Origin of the sequence: Paracidovorax konjaci (genome assembly GCF_900112675.1) — a bacterium.
Taxonomy (GTDB): Bacteria; Pseudomonadota; Gammaproteobacteria; order Burkholderiales; family Burkholderiaceae_C; genus Paracidovorax; species Paracidovorax konjaci.
In genome coordinates this window covers 207,535-227,754 of record NZ_FOMQ01000007.1, presented here as the reverse complement: position 1 = coordinate 227,754, position 20,220 = coordinate 207,535, and the positions used below count along the sequence as shown (strand labels likewise).

At 69.2% G+C, this 20,220-nt stretch carries 18 protein-coding genes; 13 read left to right on the top strand and 5 right to left on the bottom strand.

The genetic code is table 11. The features are described 5' to 3' along the window. Positions 1 to 47 precede the first annotated feature (47 nt). From BM144_RS13040 to BM144_RS13025, 4 genes are read right to left on the bottom strand one after another with little or no spacing between them, the layout of a single operon-like run. Positions 48 to 1,001: an HlyD family secretion protein gene (locus BM144_RS13040; RefSeq protein WP_092952890.1), complete on the bottom strand. Its 954-nt coding sequence runs from the start codon at positions 999 to 1,001 to the stop codon at positions 48 to 50. After that, the gene (locus tag BM144_RS13035; protein ID WP_092952888.1) at positions 998 to 1,744 is read right to left on the bottom strand and encodes an ABC transporter ATP-binding protein; all 747 of its coding nucleotides are present in this window, start codon (positions 1,742 to 1,744) and stop codon (positions 998 to 1,000) included. Before BM144_RS13035 ends, BM144_RS13040 begins: the two co-directional genes overlap by 4 nt. Further along, on the bottom strand, positions 1,741 to 2,880 hold the full coding sequence (locus tag BM144_RS13030; RefSeq protein WP_092952886.1) for an ABC transporter permease: 1,140 nt from the start codon (positions 2,878 to 2,880) through the stop codon (positions 1,741 to 1,743). The genes BM144_RS13035 and BM144_RS13030 overlap by 4 nt, the downstream gene beginning before the upstream one ends. Then, a complete protein-coding gene (locus tag BM144_RS13025) occupies positions 2,877 to 4,376 on the bottom strand; it encodes an efflux transporter outer membrane subunit (protein WP_092952884.1) in 1,500 nt (499 codons plus the stop codon). Before BM144_RS13025 ends, BM144_RS13030 begins: the two co-directional genes overlap by 4 nt. A gap of 119 nt (positions 4,377 to 4,495) precedes the next feature. On the opposite strand from BM144_RS13025, the gene BM144_RS13020 reads away from it, so the two are divergent. The 6 genes from BM144_RS13020 to htpX all read left to right on the top strand — a co-directional run bounded on the left by BM144_RS13020 (position 4,496) and on the right by htpX (position 10,116). After that, entirely contained in the window at positions 4,496 to 5,245 is a 750-nt protein-coding gene (locus BM144_RS13020; protein ID WP_092952882.1) for a response regulator, read from the top strand. A 12-nt stretch (positions 5,246 to 5,257) separates the two neighbouring features. Next, positions 5,258 to 6,412 (top strand): sensor histidine kinase, encoded by a 1,155-nt coding sequence (locus BM144_RS13015; protein WP_092952880.1) that lies wholly within the window; start codon positions 5,258 to 5,260, stop codon positions 6,410 to 6,412. A gap of 183 nt (positions 6,413 to 6,595) precedes the next feature. After that, on the top strand, positions 6,596 to 7,096 hold the full coding sequence (locus BM144_RS13010; RefSeq protein ID WP_092952878.1) for a hypothetical protein: 501 nt from the start codon (positions 6,596 to 6,598) through the stop codon (positions 7,094 to 7,096). A gap of 139 nt (positions 7,097 to 7,235) precedes the next feature. After that, positions 7,236 to 8,324 (top strand): dihydroorotase, encoded by a 1,089-nt coding sequence (gene pyrC, locus BM144_RS13005; RefSeq protein WP_092952876.1) that lies wholly within the window; start codon positions 7,236 to 7,238, stop codon positions 8,322 to 8,324. 8 nt (positions 8,325 to 8,332) lie between these two features. Further along, entirely contained in the window at positions 8,333 to 9,139 is an 807-nt protein-coding gene (locus BM144_RS13000; RefSeq protein ID WP_092952874.1) for a DUF3025 domain-containing protein, read from the top strand. Positions 9,140 to 9,237: 98 nt separating this feature from the next. Further along, positions 9,238 to 10,116, top strand: a complete 879-nt coding sequence (htpX, locus tag BM144_RS12995) for a protease HtpX (protein ID WP_092952872.1) — start codon at positions 9,238 to 9,240, stop codon at positions 10,114 to 10,116. A gap of 127 nt (positions 10,117 to 10,243) precedes the next feature. Here htpX and BM144_RS12990 read toward each other — a convergent pair whose 3' ends face one another. Beyond that, positions 10,244 to 11,170 carry a LysR family transcriptional regulator gene (locus tag BM144_RS12990; protein ID WP_092952870.1) on the bottom strand — a complete coding sequence of 309 codons (927 nt, stop codon included), beginning with the start codon at positions 11,168 to 11,170 and terminating at the stop codon, positions 10,244 to 10,246. Positions 11,171 to 11,302: 132 nt separating this feature from the next. Here BM144_RS12990 and BM144_RS12985 point away from each other — a divergent pair, with 132 nt between their 5' ends. The 7 genes from BM144_RS12985 to BM144_RS12955 all read left to right on the top strand — a co-directional run bounded on the left by BM144_RS12985 (position 11,303) and on the right by BM144_RS12955 (position 20,118). Beyond that, positions 11,303 to 13,435, top strand: coding sequence for a 3-hydroxyacyl-CoA dehydrogenase NAD-binding domain-containing protein (locus BM144_RS12985; RefSeq protein WP_092952868.1), 2,133 nt, complete (start codon positions 11,303 to 11,305; stop codon positions 13,433 to 13,435). A gap of 19 nt (positions 13,436 to 13,454) precedes the next feature. After that, positions 13,455 to 14,651, top strand: a complete 1,197-nt coding sequence (locus tag BM144_RS12980; protein ID WP_092952866.1) for an acyl-CoA dehydrogenase family protein — start codon at positions 13,455 to 13,457, stop codon at positions 14,649 to 14,651. Between the two features lie 4 nt (positions 14,652 to 14,655). Next, positions 14,656 to 15,795 (top strand): acyl-CoA dehydrogenase family protein, encoded by a 1,140-nt coding sequence (locus BM144_RS12975; RefSeq protein ID WP_092952864.1) that lies wholly within the window; start codon positions 14,656 to 14,658, stop codon positions 15,793 to 15,795. An 80-nt stretch (positions 15,796 to 15,875) separates the two neighbouring features. Next, positions 15,876 to 17,135 carry a CaiB/BaiF CoA transferase family protein gene (locus BM144_RS12970; RefSeq protein WP_092953017.1) on the top strand — a complete coding sequence of 420 codons (1,260 nt, stop codon included), beginning with the start codon at positions 15,876 to 15,878 and terminating at the stop codon, positions 17,133 to 17,135. Positions 17,136 to 17,224: 89 nt separating this feature from the next. Next, positions 17,225 to 18,232: a Bug family tripartite tricarboxylate transporter substrate binding protein gene (locus BM144_RS12965; protein ID WP_092952862.1), complete on the top strand. Its 1,008-nt coding sequence runs from the start codon at positions 17,225 to 17,227 to the stop codon at positions 18,230 to 18,232. A 73-nt stretch (positions 18,233 to 18,305) separates the two neighbouring features. Next, the gene (locus BM144_RS12960; protein ID WP_092952860.1) at positions 18,306 to 19,085 is read left to right on the top strand and encodes a class II aldolase/adducin family protein; all 780 of its coding nucleotides are present in this window, start codon (positions 18,306 to 18,308) and stop codon (positions 19,083 to 19,085) included. A 46-nt stretch (positions 19,086 to 19,131) separates the two neighbouring features. Continuing rightward, positions 19,132 to 20,118: a tripartite tricarboxylate transporter substrate binding protein gene (locus tag BM144_RS12955; RefSeq protein ID WP_092952858.1), complete on the top strand. Its 987-nt coding sequence runs from the start codon at positions 19,132 to 19,134 to the stop codon at positions 20,116 to 20,118. Positions 20,119 to 20,220: the final 102 nt, after the last annotated feature.

The following is a 20,220-nucleotide window of genomic DNA, read 5'->3' as shown; positions in this document are numbered from 1 at the left end:
GGCTGGGAAGGAAGGAGGGGGGCTGTCTTCATCTGGCATTCCTCGGTTCAAGGATGAAAGCTCACGCGCACGCTCTGGCCGGGGCGCGCATCCGGTGCCTGGTCGAACTCGAGCACGCATTCCACGACCCGCACCGGGCCGCGTTGCACGTCGTCCTGCAGGCGTGCGGTGCCGAGCACGGGGCTGATGCGCACCACGCGCGCCGCCGGCAGCGCGGCTGGCGCTGCGTCGCCGTCGGTCGTGATGGATGCGCGCATGCCGGGCTGTACCGCAGCCGCGTAGCTTTCGTTGATTTCGGCCCGCACCACGAGCGGCCGGCGGGGCATCAACGTGACGGCGGCCGGGCCGCCTGCGGACGCCAGCAGGCGCTGCCCCGTCTGGGTGGACACGCGCACCACGGTGCCTTCTTCGGGGGCATGCAGTTCCAGGCGGGCCTGCTGGGCGCGCACCTGCGCCAGCCGCTGGCGGGCCACGTCGGCCTCCGCACGGGCGATGGCAGTGTCGGCCTCCGCATCGCGCAGCGCCTGTGCGGCGTCTTCGGCGCGCTGGGGTTCCGTGGCGCCTGCCGAAGCGGCTTCTGCCAGGCGGGCCGCATTCCGGCGCAGTGCAGGCAGGTGCTGCAGGCGTGCGCGCTGGCGCGCTTCGGCAAGTTGCAGCTCCGCCTGCGCCACGCCCAGTTCTGCCTGCATGCCGGCAGAGGAAAGGCGCAGCAGCACCTGTCCCCGCGCCACGCTCTGGCCCTCATGCACGGCCACGGTCTCCACCACGCCGTCCTGCAGGGGAGAGAGTTCCAGAAGGCCGCCCTGGACCTCGATGCGGCCCCGGGCCATGGCCAGGCCGGCAGGCGCTGCGGCGGCAGAGGCGCTGCCTGCGGTTGCATCCGCCGGAGGTGGCGCGTGCTCGGAGCAGCCGGGCAGCCATGCCAGCACCAGCGACGCCAGGGCGATGCAGGCGGTGCAGCGCGCCACCGGGGCAGAAAGAGGAAAGGAAAAGCGTTTCATGGGGTGGTGGCGTCCGGTTGGCGCCAGTCGCTGCGGATGGCGCCGTCCTCCATGCCGAGCACGCGGTCGGCATGGCGCACGAGGCGCGGGTCGTGGCTCACGCAAAGCACGGTGGTGCCATGGATGCGCGCGATGCGGTGAAGGATGTCGATCACGCGCTGGCCGCTGTCGGCATCCAGCGCGCTGGTGGGCTCGTCGGCGAACAGCAGTTGCGGCGACTTGGCGATGGCGCGTGCGATGGCGACGCGCTGCTTCTCGCCGCCCGAGAGCTGGGCCGGGCGCATGTGCACCCGCTGCGTCAGGCCCACCTCGTCCAGCGCCTGCCGGGCGCGGCGTGCGCTTTCGCGCGCGTCCAGGCCCAGGTAGCCCAGGGGCAACTGCACCTGCTCCAGGGCGGTGAGCGCCGGAAACAGGTTGAAGCCCTGGAAAACGAACCCCGTGTGCTGGAGCCTGAAGCGCTCCAGCGCCCGCGGGCCGAGCGTGCCCAGGTCTTCGCCCAGCGCCAGGGCATGGCCGGCATCCGGCTTCTGCAGGCCGGACAGCAGCGACAGCAGCGTGCTCTTGCCGCATCCGGAAGGGCCCGAAATGAGCGTCAGTTCTGCCGGCTGGATGGACAGGCTCAGTTGGCGCAGGACAGGGACCTGCACCACGCCGGACACGAAGGACTTGTGCAGGTCCACGGCCTGCAGGCTGGGCGCGCTGCGTTCCGCGGCCCGGGAGCGGGGGAGGGGGGTCTCGTTCATCGCAGGAGCAGTGCAGGGTCCGCCGCCATGAGGCCGCGCATGGCCAGAAGGCCCGAAAGCAGCGAAACGAGTGCCACGAGCGCCGCGCAGGCCAGCGCGATGGCCGGCGTCATCGCCACCGGCACGCCCTGCACCCCGGCCAGCCAGAGCAGCGCGGCACTGGCAGCGGCGCCCAGGAGCAGGCCGAGTCCGCCGATCCAGCATGCCTGCTCGACCACCAGCCGGCCCAGTGCGCGGCGGCTGACCCCGAGCGCGTTGAGCACGGCATATTCGCGCGCCGAGCCGGCCACGATGCCCATCAGCGACTGGCTGGTGACCACCGTGCCGACGAGGCACACGATGCCCACCATGAACAGTACGGCCACGCCCGCGCCCGTGTCCAGCAGCCAGTAGAGCTGGGAGCGGCGCGCGAACTGGGGCGCCGTCCAGACCTCGAAGGGGCCGAACCCCGGGGCGCCCGCGGACAGCCGGGCCTGCGCCTGTGCCGCCTGTGCGGGCGTGTGGGTCCGGGCGACGACGTAGGTCGGCCCTGCCGCGGCGGCCTCCGCGCCGGCGATCTCGCGTGCGGTATCGAGCGAGGCCAGCACGTTGACGCCGCCCAGGCCGCGCAGCCCGTCCACCGCCGCCACCACGCGGACGGGGCGTGCGTTGATCCAGGCCGTACCGCCCACCCGCGTACCCAGGGTGCCCATGTCCTCGTGGTCCACGATGACCGCGCCCGGGTCCCTGAGTGCCGCACGTTGCCAGTCATTGAGCAGGCGCGAGAACAGCATGCCGTCCGGTGCGGTGCGAATTCCGGAGAGGTAGATCGACACGCCACCGCCGCCGGCCCGGCTGCTGCGCCAGTCTCCATCCACCCAGAGGTAGGGTTCGGTGGCGCTGACAGCGGGGTCCATGGCGAGGCGCAGGTCCACGTCGCGGCCGATCGCCCGGCCGAAGTTCACGCTCTGCGTGCCCGGATAGCCGGCCCACAGGTCCGCACCCGACGCCCGCACATACAGCGCCGCGCTGCCGAAGATGCCCAGCACGAGCGCAGCCTGTACGACGAGCAGCACGCACGAGAACCCCACCGCGAACACCGCGGGCACGAAGCGGCGCCACTCATGGACCAGTGTCTTGCGGGCCAGCGCGATCACGGCGTCTCCCGAGGCGTTTCGGAAGGCGGTGCTGCCGCGGTTTCCGCCGGGGGCAGCGGCGCTCCCCCCAGCGCCTTGTAGAGCGCGACGAATGCCAGAGACCGGGCATCCTGCGCGGTGGACCATTCCGCCTCGCCCTGCAATGCCGCACGCTGTGCGGTCAGGGTGTCGTATTCGCTGGACAGGCCGAGGCGGGCCTGTATGCGGCCCACCCGGACACGCTCCGCCAGGGCCGGCTGCGCCTGCGCCAGGGCGTCCGCACGGCCTTGCTGCGCCGCCAGGGCGGCCAGTGCGCCTTCGGCCTCGGCGACCGCACCGCGCACGGCACGCTCATAGGCCAGCGACGCGCCTTCCAGCGCTTCCTGCCGTGCATCGACCTGCATGCGGCGGCGGCCCCAGTCGAACAGCGGGATGTCGATCGCGGGGCCGATGGCCGGGGCGTTGTCGCTGGTCGTGCGGCGGTTGCGCGTGAGGTTGTACGAATACAGCAGCGATCCCATGATCGAGATCCGCGGAAACAGCTCGGAGCGGGCCAGGCCCAGTTCGGCGGCGGCCTTGCGCACGTCGGCCTCGGCCGCCTGCACGTCGGGCCGCGTGCGCAGCAGGTCGGCGGGCAGCGACGCAAAGGCAAAGGGCGCGAGGGCGGGCGGCTCGCCCGGTCCGGTGGTGCCCCACGCCGGGTCCGGGGCCATGCGGCCCAGCAACACCGACAGGGCCTGGGCGGCACGGGCGCGGGCCTCTTCGGGAACGGCGCGTGCCGCCAGCGCCTGCGCGCGGCGCACGCGCGCCTGGGCGGTCTCTTCGGCAGTGCCGGTCGACGTGCGCCGCCGCACTTCCGCCAGTTGCAGGGCGCGGTCGTCGATCTGCACCAACCGGTCGATCAGGCGGAGCTGCCGGCGCGCCGCCTGCAGGTCCAGATAGTTGCGTACCACGTCGGCCACGACGGCAACGCGAGTGCCCTGGCGGTCTGCGGCGGAGGCCTCCACATCGGCTTCGGCTGCTTCGCGCACGCCGTCCGCGGCGCCGAACAGCCCCAGCTCCCACACCATGTCGATGCTGGCGTGGAAGTAGGTGTCCGTGGCGGCAATGTCCTGCAGTGTCCGCGCGCCCGCACTGAACGAGGGACGGAATTGCACCGCCGCGCGACCGGCCTGCAGCCGGGCCTCGCGCAGCCGGCGGTTGGCGATCGCCAGGTCGAGATTGCGTTCGAGGGCTTCGCCGACCAGCGCGTCGAGGGCCGGATCATGGAAATATGTCCACCAGGCACGCAACTCCGGCGTGGCGGTGCCCTGGGGCTGCGGCGAGGTCCAGGCGCCGGGAAGTGCCGGGGCTGCGGACGGGCGGGGGGCCGGCGTGGTACAGCCGGCCAGAACCACCAGCACCGCGGCGAGCAGGCCGAAGCGCAGGCGATGCGGAGATGGGGGCAGGAAGGGCACGCGCGGCGTCACAGGTGAAAAGACGAAAAGCCGTCCATGGCGGAAGGGGCTGTGGCGCATTGGATCGCCCGAAGCTTGCGCAGCGTTGCATGGGATATGGAGGCTTCGTGGAGACGCAGGGGAATTGCCCGGCAGCCGGCGAGCCTGTGGATAATTCCGGCCAGCACCGTCCCGACGCCATGAACCTTCCCGCCGCCGCACCGCAGGCCTCAGGCCCCCTCGTCCTCGTGGTCGAGGACGAACCGGGCATTGCCACCATCCTCACGGCCTATCTCCAGCGCGACGGACTGCGCGCGCGCCACGTCTCCGACGGCCTGGAGGCTCTGCGCCTCTTCCGGCAGATCAAGCCCGACATGGTCCTGCTCGACATCCATCTGCCCGGCATGGACGGCCTGGACCTGCTGCGCGCCATCCGGGAGGACGGCCAGACACCCGTCATCATGGTGACGGCGCTCGCAGACGATGTGGACAAGCTCGTGGGCCTGCGGCTGGGTGCGGACGATTACGTGGTCAAGCCGTTCAGCCCGCCGGAAGTGGTGGCACGCGTGCGCGCCGTGCTGCGGCGCGCTCAGGGGCAGCCCACGGCACCCGTGCGTTCGGCCCCGCCCATCCGGGTGGGACGCATCGAGATCGACCAGGAAGCGCACGCGGCGTTCGTCCATGGCGACGATGGCAGGGCGCTGGGCCTGCCGCTCACGCTGACCGAATACCGCTTGCTCGCCTGCCTGGCGGCGCAGCCCCGGCGATGTTTTTCCCGGAGCCACCTCATCGACCACTGCCTTCCCGAAAGCGATGCCCTGGACCGCGTGATCGACTCCCATCTCTCCAAGCTGCGCCGCAAGCTGCAGCAGGCCGGTCAAGGCGACCTGATCGAGACCGTACGCGGCATCGGCTACCGGCTCTGGCCCGGCGAGGGCCCGCCGGCCTGAGGCGTCCGCGCAATGCAAGGGTCATTGTTCAACCGGGTCTGGGTGCGCTTCGGGCTGTGGATCGCGGCCACGGTGCTGGCCACGATGGCGCTGCTCACGGCGAGCGTGATGCTGTTTTCCGAAGTCCAATACCGCGACTTCTACCGCAGCCTGCCCACCGACATCCAGCGCGAACTGGACGACTTGCGCGAGCGTGACATGGAAGACAGCCCGCGCGCAATGGAGATCTACGGCCATTACTGGCATGGCGACCTGCTTTTCGGGGAGAAGTGGTCGCTCGTGGTCGGGCTGGTCGTGTGCCTTCCCGTCGGCCTGGTGGTGGGTTTCTGGGTATCCCGGCTCGTGACCCAGCCGCTGGCTTCGATGGCGGAGGTGGCCACGCATGTGGCCGTCGGGGATTTTTCGCGGCGGGCGCAGCCCGGGCGCTACCACGACGAAATGGCCGTGATGGTGCGGCATTTCAACCAGATGATCGATGCACTCGAACGCTCGGCGAAGGAGCGCCGTGCCAATGCCGCATCCATATCGCACGAGCTGCGCACTCCGCTCACCGTGCTGCGCGCGCGCCTGCACGCGATCTGCGATGGGGTCATCGAGGCCGATGCAGCCGAATCCCGGGCGTTGCTGGACCAGGTCGAATACCTGGGGCGGCTCGTGGGCGACCTGCACACCCTGTCGATGGCGGAAGCCGGCCAGCTGTCTCTGGAGACCTTCACCGTGGATCTGGCCGAGCTGGTCCGCGATGCGCTGGCCGGCCACGCGCAGCGCATCGCCGACCACGGCGTGCGGCTCGACCTGCGCCTGCCGGAGGTGGACGGAGCGGCGCGTGTGGTGCTCGATCCGGACCGCATGCGCCAGATCCTCTTCAACCTAGTGGAGAACGTGCTGCGCCACGCGGCAGCCGGTGGCTGGTTGGGGGTGGATGTGGCCGTGGAGGAGTCGTGGGTGGTGCTGGTCGTCAGTGACGCGGGGCCGGGCCTGCCGCCGCGGCTGCTGAAACGTCCTTTCGAGCGATTTCCCCACGAACCCGGGCGGCGCGGCGAGGGATCCGGGCTCGGGCTCTCGATCGTGCAGGCCCTGGTGCAGCGGCAGAGCGGCCGTGTGCACGTGGAAAACCGCGCAGAGGGTGGCGCGCGGTTCACTGCCGTTTTCCCTCTGGCCGCCTGACGGGCCTGGCGAGCCTGGCGCTGGGCACCCGGTTCCGGATGAGTGCGTGCCGGTGGGCGGCACCGAGTCCTACAGGGCGTGCCGCCCACGGACCACAGGGGCGAACGGGGGCGGTTTCTACGATGGCAGCTGCCGTGAGCGATACGTCGCCCACACAGATTCATCCCTATCCAAGAACGAACAATGCCCTCTGCCCTGATGAAGACCTGTGCCGTCCTGGCCACCGCCGCGCTGCTGAGTGCCTGCGGAGGTGGCAACGACGACGATCCAACGCCCAGCGACCAGGCAGGTGTCTTCACCGTCACCGGGTCTACAGCGTCCGGACTGAACGGTGTCTACGGTGACGGCAATATCAACCTCACCGATGTAGAGAAGCGCAACCCCATCGGCTCCGCGCCGGAAGTCTGCGCTTTCCGTTTCGATGGCGCCAACAAGGTGGGCGCGAGTGGACAGGCGTTTGGCGATGTCCGCTACGAGCCGAATGCCACCCGGCTGTACGTTGCATTCCTGACCTTTGCCGGGCGCGAGTTCAGCGCGTCGGACTGGAGCGACACCTCGGTGGTCCGCGATGCCAACCAAGTCCGTATCGTGAGCAAGACACTCACGGCCACCGATGGCTCGGGCGACCGCCTCACTGTTTCGGGCGTTGTGCCCATGCGAACCAACCGCCCCTCCGGCTGCTGATTCGCCGACCGATCCCCCCTCACCCCAACCTCTGGGGTTTCACCCTGTTCGCCCACCGGCGGACAGGGTTTTTTATTGGAGGAGGCCGCGTCCGGAAGGTGAAGGGCTTGCGGCGGGTCTGGTGGGAGAATCCCGCCCCATGACCGCTGCCGCACCATCCCCCACTCCATCCGTCCCCGCTGGCTCCGCGCCGGTGGATACCCTCACGATCACCCGTCCAGACGACTGGCATCTGCACGTGCGCGATGGCGAGCCCCTGTTGACCGTGGTTCCCCATACCGCCGCGCAGTTCGGGCGCGCCGTGATCATGCCCAACCTGCGGCCTCCGGTCACCACCGCAGCGCAGGCCCTGGCCTACAAGGAGCGCATTCTCGCGGCCGTGCCGGCCGGCGTGTCCTTCGAGCCGCTTATGACGCTCTACCTCACCGACAACCTTCCGCCCGAGGAAATCGCCCGCGCGAAAGAGGCCGGCATCGTGGCCTGCAAGCTCTATCCCGCTGGAGCGACGACCAACAGCGATGCCGGCGTGACCGAGCTGCGCAAGATCTACCCGGTGCTGGAAGCCATGCAGAAAGCCGGTTTGCTGTTGCTGGTGCATGGCGAGGTCACGGGCAGCGAGGTCGATCTTTTCGACCGTGAGGCCGTTTTCATCGAGCGGCAGTTCATCCCTCTGCGCCGCGATTTCCCGGAACTGAAGATTGTCTTCGAGCACATCACCACGCGCGACGCCGCTCAGTACGTGGCTTCCAGCGATGGTTTCACGGCCGCCACGATCACGCCCCAGCATCTGCTGTTCAACCGCAATGCGATCTTCACCGGCGGTATCCGTCCCCATTACTACTGCCTGCCCGTGCTCAAGCGTGAAACCCACCGGCTCGCGCTGGTGGAGGCAGCGACCAGCGGCAGCGCCAAGTTCTTCCTGGGCACCGACAGCGCACCCCATGCCGCGCACCTCAAGGAGCATGCCACCGGCTGTGCCGGCTGTTACAGCGCGCATGCGGCCATGGAGCTGTATGCCGAGGCTTTCGACAACGCGGGCGCCCTGCACCAGCTGGAGGGCTTCGCAAGCGTCCACGGCCCGGCCTTCTACGGCCTGCCGCGCAACCAGGGAACGCTGACCCTGCGCCGCGAATCCTGGGTGCCGCCCGAGAGCTTCCCGTTCGGCGAAGCGCAGTTGAAGCCGCTGCGCTCGGGCGAGGCTTTGCCGTGGCGCGTGGTGGGCGCATAGGCGTCCGGATGCAACCCCTCTTCGGTCCCGCATCCCCGTGGCTGGAGCCATTGGCTGCCGTGGGAGCGCAGGTGGAGGCACAGTGGCGCGCCGGCCTGCCGGTGTCTGGTGCGTTGAACCGTCTGGCTGGGCCTGTCGCTGCGGCCCGGGGCGCCGGCCTCTGCAGCGTTCGCTTCGCACCCCAGGCCGCATTGGGAAAGGGCGTGCCCTATGAGCAATTCGTCCATGCGACCGGCACCGTACCGACCCGCGACAATCTGCACGACTTTTTCAACGGGGTCATCTGGCTGCACTATCCGCAGACCAAGCGGCTATTGAACCGCTGGCAGGCCGAAGCCATCGCGGCGCAGGGCATCGGCGCCGTCCGCGGGCCGCTGCGGGATGCGATCACGGTGTTCGACGAGAACGGAGCGGTCCTGCTGGCGCCGGCCGCGTTGCAGGAGGCGCTCGCAGCGCGGGCCTGGCGCCGGCTGTTCGTGGATCTGCGTCCGCTGTGGAAGGAGGCGCGTCTGGCGATCTTCGGCCACGCGCTCCTGGAGCAACTCGCCGCGCCGCGCAAATCCCTCACGGCCCATGTGCTCATGGGGGCGTGCACACCGGTAGATACCGCGGACCTGGACGCCTGGCTGGCCGGTGCGCTCGACCCGGCGCTGCTGCGGGAAAAGCCGTTTGCGCCCCTGCCGGTGCTGGGGGTGCCGGGCTGGTGCGCGGATAACGAGAACTTTTGCTTCTATGATGACTCTTCCGTATTCCGCAGCGCCCGCCCCGCACAAAGTACACAACAGGGGTCCCTCCGCGCTGCAACGGCGGCTTGAACGCCCGCCCGCCATCCCCACCTTCCGGTCGTGTAGCGGCGCGGCATCGCCGATGACCCCGCACCCAAACACACTTCCCCTTCGTGGAGAAACCTTCGATGAAACGAATCGCGCTATTTCTGCTGACCAACCTTGCCGTCGTGGCGGTGCTGGGCGTCGTCGCCAGCCTGTTGGGCGTCAACCGGTACCTGACATCCAACGGGCTCAACCTGGGGGCGCTGCTCGGCTTCGCCTTCATCATGGGCTTTGGCGGCGCCATCATCTCGCTGCTCATCAGCAAGCCCGTCGCCAAGTGGAGTTCCGGTGTGCGGGTGATCGACGGCACGGGCTCGGCCGATGAGGCCTGGATCGTCCAGACCGTCCGCAAGTTCGCCGACCAGGCCGGCATCGGCATGCCCGAGGTCGGCATCTTCGAGGGCGATCCCAACGCTTTCGCCACCGGCGCCTTCAAGAACAACGCCCTCGTGGCCGTTTCCACCGGCCTGCTGCAGGGCATGACCCGAGAAGAAGTCGAGGCCGTGATCGGCCATGAGGTGGCCCACATCGCCAACGGCGACATGGTCACCATGACCCTCATCCAGGGCGTGATGAACACCTTCGTGGTCTTCCTCTCGCGCGTCATCGGCTATGCGGTGGACAGCTTCCTGCGCAAGAACGACGAGAACAGCTCCGGCCCCGGCATCGGCTACATGGTCACGACGCTGGTGCTCGATATCGTGCTGGGCTTCCTGGCTTCGATGATCGTTGCCTGGTTCAGCCGCCAGCGCGAGTTCCGTGCCGATGCGGGCGCTGCCAAGCTGATGGGCCGCCAGCAACCGATGATCAACGCCCTGGCCCGCCTGGGCGGCATGCACCCCGCCGAATTGCCGAAGGGCATGCAGGCCATGGGCATTGCTGGCGGCATCGGCAAGCTGTTCAGCACCCATCCTCCCATCGAGGAGCGGATCGCTGCCCTGCAAAACGCCCAGGGCCGGTAATGCGCCGGCGCTGCGGCCCTGCCGCCAGCGCGGAACGCGGTGCCCACCTGTCCCGAGCCCCGGCCCTCCACGGCCGGGGCTTTTTCATTTGCGCGCCAGCGACCGCGTTGCGGCGGTGCGAGGCAGCTCAACCAACTGCCGCAGCGCCCTGCGGCATACCGCCGTGCTCGCCGCCTTGCGCCTTGTCCAGCAGGAAGTCGATGCAGGTGCGGACCGCCCGCGTCTGGTGGCGGTTCGGCAGATACAGCAGGTACATGTGCGTGCCGAAGATGCTGAGGCGGTATTCGTCCAGCGTGGTCAGCACCTCGCCGGTCGCCAGCTTGTCCTGCACCACGTAGTCGGGCACCAGTCCCACGCCCAGCCCGGCCAGGATGCCCTGGCGCAGGAACGGAAAGTGTTCCGAGATCAGGGTGGGCTCCAGCATCACTTCGTGCCGCTCGCTGCCCCGGTAGGCCGACAGGCGCAGTTGCCGCCCGGTCACGCCGGCCGTGATGACCGGGCTGGCGCGCAGCGCATGCAACGTGCGCGGCAGGCCGTGCCGGCCTGCGTAGTCGGCCGATGCGCAGGCCAGGTAGCGCACGGTGCCCATGCTGCGGGCCACCAGCGACAGCGGAGGCTCCTGCACCACGCGGATGGCGATGTCCACTTCGTCGCGCAGGTTGTCGGCGCGGTTCTCGAACAGCACGTCCAGCACGATGCCGGGATAGGTGCGCTTGAATTCGATCAGCCAGTCGCCCATCACGATCTGCCCATAGCCGCTGGGCACGCTGAGGCCCACGCGACCCTGCAGGCCCTGGCCCAGCGTGGTGACGGCCTCCTGCGCAGCCCGCATTTCGTTGCGGATGGTGCGGCCGTGTTCGTACAGGCGCAGCCCGATCTCGGTGGGTTCGACCCGGCGCGTGGTGCGCTGCACCAACTGCACGCCCACGGCCTTCTCCAGCTTGGTGAGGTGGTAGCTCACGTTGGCACGCGTCATCTTCAGCTTGCGCGCGGCCTGGCTCAGGTTGCCGCTGTCGATGATCTCGACCAGCAGCGTCAGGGATGGCAGGTCCATGGTGCAGGGTTTTGATTGGTCTAAATCATTTGACAGTCTGTCAATGATTGATGGGATTGTCAGAAAAGATTGTCGCCGCAAGAATGCCCTTCGCAGTGCAGCGCGCCGGCGCACCCAGAAGGAGACAAGGCAATGGCCTTTGAAGCGGCAACGGCATCGCCCGTGCAATTCCATGAGCAGGGCAACGTCCTGGTCGTACGCATCGACAACCCGCCGGTGAATGCGCTGGGCGCCACCGTGCGGCAGGGACTGGTCGCCGCCATGGAAAGGGCGCAGGCGCAGGCAGGCGTGCAGGCGGTGCTGATCGTCGGCGCGGGCAAGGCCTTCATCGCCGGTGCCGATATCCGCGAATTCGGCAAGCCCGCCGTGCTGCCGTCGCTGCCCGAGGTCTGCGAGCGCATCGAGTCGTGCAGCAAGCCGGTGGTGGCCGCCATCCACGGCGCTGCGCTGGGCGGCGGGCTGGAAGTGGCGCTGTCGGCGCACTACCGCCTGGCTTTGCCTGCCGCCCAACTGGGCCTGCCGGAGGTGAACCTGGGCCTCTTGCCGGGTGCCGGCGGCACGCAGCGGGCTCCGCGCCTGATGGGTGCCAGGGCGGCCGCCGAGCTGATGCTCAGCGGCAAGCCTCTGGGTGCCAGGGCGGCGCTGGTGGCCGGGCTCATCGACCAATGCGGAGAAGGCTCGGACCCCACCGCCGCGGGACTGGACTATGTGCGGCAACTGCTGGCTGCGCGAGCGCCGGTGCGCCGCACGCGCGACCGGGCCATCGCCGAGCCCGCCGCTGCGCTGGCCGAACTGGACGCACTGGCGGCCGAGACGGCCAAGAAGTCGCGTGGCCTGATCTCGCCGCAGAAAATCGTCGAGTGCGTGCGCAACGCCGTCGAGCTGCCTTTCGACGAAGGCATGCAGCGCGAGCGCGCCGCATTCGCGGAGTGCCTGGCCAGCCCCCAGCGCGCCGGCCTGATCCATGCCTTCTTCGCCGAACGGGAAGTCGCCAAGGTGCCGGAGGCCCAGGCCGCCGCGCCGCGCACCGTGGCCTCCATCGCCGTCATCGGCGGCGGCACCATGGGCGCGGGCATCACCGTATCGGCGCTGGATTCCGGCCTGCCCGTGACCATGATCGAGCGCGATGACGCGTCGCTGGCCCGGGGCCGCGCGCATGTCGAAAAGGTCTACGACGCGCTGGTCGCCAAGGGGCGCATGGCGGCCGAGGACAAAGCCGCCGTCATGGCGCGCTACACCGGCAGCACGCGCTACGAAGACATTGCCGGGGCCGATCTGGTGATCGAGGCCGTGTTCGAAGACCTGGAGGTCAAGAAGGCCGTCTTCCGCGAACTGGACCGCGTCTGCAAACCCGGCGCCGTGCTCGCCACGAACACCTCGTACCTCGACATCGACGCGATCGCGGAGGTCACCCAACGCCCGCAGGACGTGATCGGCCTGCACTTCTTCAGCCCCGCCAACATCATGAAGCTGCTGGAGATCGTGGTGCCGGCCCAGGTGAGTGCCGACGTGGTCGCCACCGCCTTCGAGCTGGCGAAGCAATTGAAGAAAGTACCCGTGCGCGCCGGCGTGTGCGACGGCTTCATCGGCAACCGCATCCTGGCCGTTTACAAGCAGGCGGCCGATTACCTGATGGAAGACGGAGCGTCTCCTTACGAGATTGACGCGGCCCTGCGCGGCTTCGGCTACCCGATGGGACCTTTCCAGGTGACCGACCTGGCGGGAGGCGACATCGGATGGGCCACGCGCAAGCGGCGCGCCGCCACGCGCGACCCGAGGGCGCGCTATGTGGAGATCGCCGACCGCATTTGCGAGCGCGGCTGGTTCGGCCAGAAGACGGGGCGCGGCTTCTACCTCTATCCCGAAGGTGCCCGCACCGGGCAGCCCGATCCGGAAGTGCTGGCCATCGTCGATGCCGAGCGCGTCAGGAAAGGCATCGCGCCGCGCAGCTTCACGCCGGACGAAATCCTGCGCCGCTACTTGGCGGCCATGGTCAACGAAGGCGCGAAGGTGGTGGCCGAGGGCATCGCCCTGCGGCCGCTGGACGTGGACGTGACTTTTCTGTCGGGCTACGGCTTTCCGCGCTTCCGGGGCGGGCCGATGCACTACGCCGACACGGTGGGCCTGCCGAGGATCCTGGCCGACATCCGGGAATTCGCACGGCAGGACCCGCTTTTCTGGCAACCCGCGCCGCTGCTGGAACGGCTGGTGGCCGACGGCCGCTACTTCGACAGCCTGAACCGCGCGGCCGTCGAAGCGCGTTGACCACCCTGCGAAGGACGACATGGATCTGCAATTCACCCCCCGAGAACAGGCCTTTCGCGACGAAGTGCAGGCCTTCCTGGCAGCGCATCTGCCCGCCGACCTGTCGCACAAGGTGCAAGCCGGCCTGCGGCTGGACAAGGCCGACCTGGAGCGTTGGCACGCCATCCTCAACGCCCGCGGCTGGCTGGCCAACCACTGGCCCGAGCAATACGGGGGCCCGGGCTGGAGCGCCGTGCAGAAGTTCATCTTCGAGAACGAGTGTGCGCTGGCCGGTGCCCCGCGCATCGTTCCCTTCGGCGTCAACATGCTGGGGCCGGTGCTCATCCAGTACGGCAGCGAGGCCCAGAAACAGTACTGGCTGCCGCGCATCCTGAACGGCGACGACTGGTGGTGCCAGGGCTACTCGGAGCCTGGCGCGGGCTCGGACCTGGCTTCGGTCAAGACCACGGCCGTCCTGCAGGGCGACCATTACGTCGTCAACGGCCAGAAGACCTGGACCACGCTGGGCCAGCACGCCAACATGATCTTCTGCCTGGTGCGAACCCACCGCGAGGCCAAGGCGCAGGCGGGCATCAGCTTCCTGCTGGTGGACATGCATTCCCCCGGCGTGGAGGTGCGCCCCATCATCACGCTGGACGGCGAGCACGAGGTGAACGAGGTGTTCTTCACCGATGTGAAGGTGCCCGCCGCCAACCTGGTGGGCGAGGAGAACAAGGGCTGGACCTACGCCAAGTACCTGCTCACCTACGAGCGCACCAACATCGCTGGCGTGGGCTTCTCGGTGGCGGCGCTGGCGAAGCTCAGGCGCGTGGCCGCCACGGTGCAGTGCAATGGCCAGCCGTTGGCGCACGATCCGCTCTTTGCCGCGCGCCTCGCAAGGGTGGAGATCGACCTGGAGAACATGAAGACCACCAACCTGCGCGTGATCGCCGCCGTGGAGGGCGGCGGCGTGCCGGGGGCGGAAAGCTCCATGCTGAAGATCCGCGGCACCGAGATCCGGCAGGAGATCCTGTCGCTCACGCGTCGCGCCATGGGACCGTATGCGCTGCCCTTCGAGGAAGATGCGCTGCACGCAGGCCATGAAGCGCTGGCCGTGGGCCCCGAGGGCGCCTCCGCGGCCGCGGCGAACTACTTCAATTACCGCAAGCTGTCGATCTTCGGCGGCTCCAACGAAATCCAGAAAAACATCATCTCCAAGATGATCCTGGGGCTATGACGCCATGAACTTCGAGCACACGGAAGACCGCCGCATGCTGGCGGACACGCTGGACCGCTTCATTGCCGGGCAGTCCGGCATCGAACATCGCAACCGCGCCGCATACGGCGCCGCGGGCCACAGCCCCGATCTGTACCGCCGGTTCGCCGATCTGGGCACCATCGGCGCGCTCTTCGCCGACGCCGACGGCGGCTTCGGCGGCGCCGGCTTCGACGTGAGCGTGGTGTTCGAGAGCCTGGGCCGGGGCCTGGTGGCCGAGCCCTTGCTGGATGCGCTGATGGTGGGCCGCGCCGTCGCGGCCGCCGGCACCGCTGCGCAGAAGGATGCCGTGCTGGCGCCGCTGATGGCGGGAGCGGCCGTGGCCGCGCTGGCGCATGGCGAGCCGGGTGGGCACTACGAGCCGACACGCGTGGCGGCCACCGCGCGCCGCTCGGGCGGCGGCTGGGCCATCGATGGCGCCAAGGGCGTGGTGCTGTTCGGCGACGGGGCCGACTGGCTGCTGGTGTCGGCCCGCACGAGCGGCGGCACATTCGACGAAGGAGGCATCTCCCTGTTCCTGGTGCCCGGCGATGCCGCGGGTCTGGCACGCCAGGGCCATGGCCGCATCGACGGCGGCCGCACGGCCGAGCTGGTGTTCAGGAATGTGGCCGTGGGGGCCGATGCGCTGCTGGGCGCGGAAGGCCAGGGCGCCGCGCTGCTGGAGCGGGCCGTGGGTTGGGGCGTGCTGGCGCTCTGCGCCGAGGCCGTGGGCGCGATGGAGGTGGCCAAGCAGCACACGCTGGAATACCTGCGCATGCGCAAGCAGTTCGGCGTGCCCATCGGCAGCTTCCAGGCGCTGCAGCACCGCATGGCCGATCTGCTGCTGGAAGTGGAGCAAGCCCGCTCGGCGGTCATCAATGCGGCCGCCGCCATCGATGCGGTGGACCGCATCGCGCGCGAAAAGGCGCTGTCGGCCGCCAAGTACAGCATCGGCCGCATCGGCACGCGGGTGGCCGAGGAAAGCATCCAGATGCACGGGGGCATCGGCATGACCTGGGAACTGCCGCTGGCGCACTATGCCAAGCGGCTGGTCATGATCGACCACCAACTGGGCGATGAAGACCACCACCTGGCGCGCTACATCGCGCTCGGCCGGCAGCAGTGAGACGAAGGCGCGCGCGGCGACATGCGCCCGCGCAGCGCCGGGGCCTGGTCCCCTGACACATGAGCATTGGAGACAAGAACATGAACGCCGCTTCCCCTGCCGACGCCACCGCCGGCGGCATCGACTTCCCCCTCGAAGGCGTGCGCGTCCTCGACCTGTCGCGCGTCTTCGCCGGTCCGCTGTGCGGCCAGGTGCTGGCCGACTTCGGTGCCGAGGTGGTAAAGGTGGAACACCCCGGCCGCGGCGATGACACGCGCGACTGGGGCATGCGCATCGGCCGGACCGAGACCACCTACTACAACAGCATGAACCGCAACAAGCGGTCGGTCACGCTGGACCTGCAAAGCCCCGAGGGCGTGCGCATCGTGCACGATCTGCTGCCGCAGTTCGACGTGGTGATCCACAACTTCAAGACCGGCGGCGCCGAGAAGCTGGGGCTGGGCTACGAGCAGCTCAGGGCGATCAAGCCCGACCTCATCTACTGCGCGGTGGCCGGCTACGACGTGACCGGCCCCGAGGCGAAGCGGCCCGGCTACGACCTGGTGATCCAGGGTGAGGCCGGCCTGATGGCGCTGAACGGCGAAGCCGCGCAGCCGCCGCTGAAGTTCGGCGTGGCGGTGGTGGACCTGATGACCGGCATGTACGCCGCGCAGGCCGTGCTGGCGGCGCTTTTCCAGCGCGGGCGCACGGGCCGCGGACGGCTGATCGAGATGGCGCTCTACGATTGCGGCCTGATGGTCACCGGCTACTACGGTCTCGACGCCATGCAGCTGGGCCAAGACCCGGCGCGCTACGGCAATGCGCACCCCTCCATCGTGCCCTACGGCATGTTCGATGCGGCCGATGGCCCGCTCATCATCGCCGTGGGCAACAACGCGCAGTTCGACAAGTTCTGCCGCCAGGTGATCGAACGGCCCGACATCGTGGAAGACCCGCGCTTCGCCACCAACGTGGAGCGCGCGAAGAACCGGCAGGTGATCGGCCCGATGCTGACCGCGCTGATCCGCGCCTTCCCGCGCGACCTGCTGCTGGAGCGCATGACCGCCTGCGGCATTCCCTGCGGGAAGGTGGCCGGCCTGCACGAGGCGCTGACCAGCGAGCGCACGCGCCGCGGCGGCCTGCTGCAGGACATGCCGCACCCCGTCGTGGGCACCACGCCGGTGTTCGCCCCGCCCTACCGCATCGACGGCCAGCGCCTGCCGATCCGCCATGCGCCGCCCACGCTGGGGGAAGGCACGCGCGATGTGCTGCAGCGGCTCCTGCAGATGAGCGACGAGGAACTGCAGCAGTTGCAACAGCGCGGCGTGCTCACCCTGCCGGAGGCACCGCCGCACGCCTGATTTCCGCTGCCGGCCCCGTGCCATGCATGCCGCGCAGACGGCGCAACGGGGCCGGCTTCTTTCGTGAGAGAACCCCAGGAGACAAAGCCATGACAGGTTCCCGATTCCACCGCCGCACCGTGCTGTGCGGCCTGGCCGCCCTCGGAGGCGGCAGCTGGCTGGGCTCCGCCTCGGCCCAGACGGCCAAGGCGGCGTGGCCGTCCAAACCCATCCGGCTGATCGTGCCGTTCAATGCAGGCGGCGCCACCGACATCATCGCCCGCACCGTGGGCGACGCCCTGTCGCAGCGCGTGGGCCAGCCGGTGGTGGTGGACAACCGGGGCGGCGCGGCCGGCATCCTGGGCACCGACGCGGTGGCCAAGGCGGCGCCGGACGGCTACACGCTGCTGCTCTCGCTCAGCACGTCGATGCTGATCAACCAGTTCCTCTACACCAGCCTGCCCTACAACCCGCAGAAGGACCTGACGCTGATCACCCAGATCGCCGCAGCGCCCGTCACGCTGGTGGTGCACCCCTCCGTGCCCGCCGGCAACATGAAGGAGCTGCTGGCCTATGCGAAGGCGAACCGGGGCAAGCTCTCGTACGGTTCCTGGGGCGTGGGCTCCTATGCGCATCTGGCCGGGGCCTACATGGGCAAGACGCAGGATGCCGACATGGCCCACGTCGCCTACAAAGGCGAGGCGCCGATGATCCAGGACCTGATCGGCGGCCAGCTGCAGCTTTGCTTTTCCAGCGCGCAGAACACCAAGCCCTTCATCGATTCGGGCCGCCTGAAGGCCATCGGCGTCACCGGACTTCGGCGCATGGACATCCTGCCCCAGGTGCCCACGATCCACGAGCAGGGCGTGACCGACGATGCCTACGCCATCTTCGGCTGGGTGGCCATGGGCGGCCCGGCGAACCTGCCGCGCGACGTGATGGAGGCACTCCAGCAGCACCTGCGCGAAATCGCGAAGGATCCGAAGGTGCTGGAGCGCATCGCCGGCGCAGGCTTCATGCCGCTGATGAACACGCCCGAGGCTTTCCGCGAGAACTACCGCCGCGACATGCCGGTCTGGAAGGCGCTGGTCGACGCTGCTGGCGCCAGGCTGGACTGACGGCGCCCGCCGCAGTGCCAGGGCCGGAGCCGCCAGGGGCGGCTCCCTTGTCTCTTTTTCAGGAGTGATTTCCATGAATGCAACCACCGCCCACGCCACCGCCCCCGATGTGCGCGGCCAGGTCTCGCCCCAGGAATGGCAGACCCGCATCGAACTGGCCGCCGCCTACCGGCTGGTGGCCCACTTCGGCTGGGACGATCTGATCTTCACGCACATCTCGGCCCGCGTGCCGGGTGAGCCCGATCGATTCCTCATCAACCCCTACGGCATGCTGTTCGACGAGATCACGGCCTCCAGCCTGGTCAAGGTGGACCACCACGGCGAGCCCGTGATGGCCACCGACTACGACGTGAACCCGGCCGGCTTCCTGATCCACAGCGCCATCCATGACGGCCGCCCCGAAGTGCAGTGCGTGCTGCACACGCACACGCAGTACGGCGTGGCGGTGTCCGCGCAGGAAGGCGGGCTGCTGCCGATCTCGCAGCAATCCATCTTTCCGCTCGCGCAACTGGCCTATCACGACTACGAAGGCGTGGCCCTGCGCGACGACGAGCGGCCGCGCCTGGTGGCCGACCTGGGAACCGGCAACTACCTGGTCCTGCGCAACCACGGCCTGCTGACCTGCGGCCGCAGTGTGCCCGAGGCCCTGCTGGCCATGTACACGCTCGAATCGGCCTGCCGCATCCAGATCCTGGCACAGGCCGGCGGGGGCGCGCTCACGCGCATCCCGGCCGACATCGTCGCCACCTCGCTGGAGCAATCGCGCCAGGTGACCAAGGGCAAGGGCGCGGGCCTCGCGTGGCCGGGGCTGCTGCGCCGGCTCGACCGCATCGACCCCAGCTACAGGAACTGATCCCGGCACCCGTTGCATCCCAAAAAACGCAGGAGACGACAGCACCATGCAATCGAACCCCTCCCGCCGCGCCTTCCTGCACGCGGGCTCGGCCCTGGCGGCGGGCGCCGCGCTGCCGGCCCGAGCGCAGAGCCCCTGGCCCGCCAAACCCATCCGCATCGTCGTGCCTTATACGGCCGGCGGCTTCACCGACCAGATGGCGCGCCTGCTGCAGGTGGGCCTGCAGCAGCGCCTGGGCCAGCCCGTCATCGTGGACAACAAGCCCGGCGCCAACAGCATCATCGGAGTGGACGCGGTGGCGAAGGCCGCGCCGGATGGCACCACCTTCGGCGTGTTCATCGCCGCCTATGCCGCCAACACCACGCTCTATCCCAAGCTGCCCTACGACCCGAAGAAGGACCTGACGGGTGTATCGCTCATGGGTGTGTCGCCGCTGGTGGCGGCGGTGTCGATGAACGCGCCCTTCAAGACCCTGGCCGAACTGGTGGCCTACGGCCGCGCCCACCCCGGCAAGATCAGCTATGCCTCGTCGGGCAGCGGCTCGGCTGCGCACCTCACTTCGGAGCTGATGCGCATGGTCACCGGCGTCGAGATGGTGCATGTGCCGTACAAGGGCGCGTCGCCCGCCCTGGCCGACCTCATGGGCGGGCAGGTGCCGCTCTTCCTCGATCCGCCGCCCAACCTGATCCAGCCGGCCAAGGCGGGCAAGATCCGGCTGATCGGCGTGGCCAGCGACAAGCGCGTGCCTGCGCTGCCGGAGGTGCCCACGTTCGGCGAGCTGGGTTATCCGGCGCTGGTCGGCAGCACCTGGGCGGCCATGCTGGCCCCCGCAGGCACGCCGCCCGAGATCGTGCAGCGCATGTCCGAAGAGGTGGCGCGCATCGTCCGCAGCCCGGAGGTCTCGCGTCGGCTGGAGCAGACCATGGGAACCTTTCCCGAAGGCTCCACCCCGCAGGAATGCAATGCCTTCATCGCGGCGGAGACCGCCAAGTGGGCCCGGGTGATCCAGTCGGCCGGAGTGGTGGCGGAATAGGGGCACGGGGCGTTCAAGTTCGATGTGGGGGCGCCGATAAAGCCAAAACCCCGCCTGCGGTCCAGCCGCGTCACCGGGAGCCGGTATTCTTTCTGCCCCACC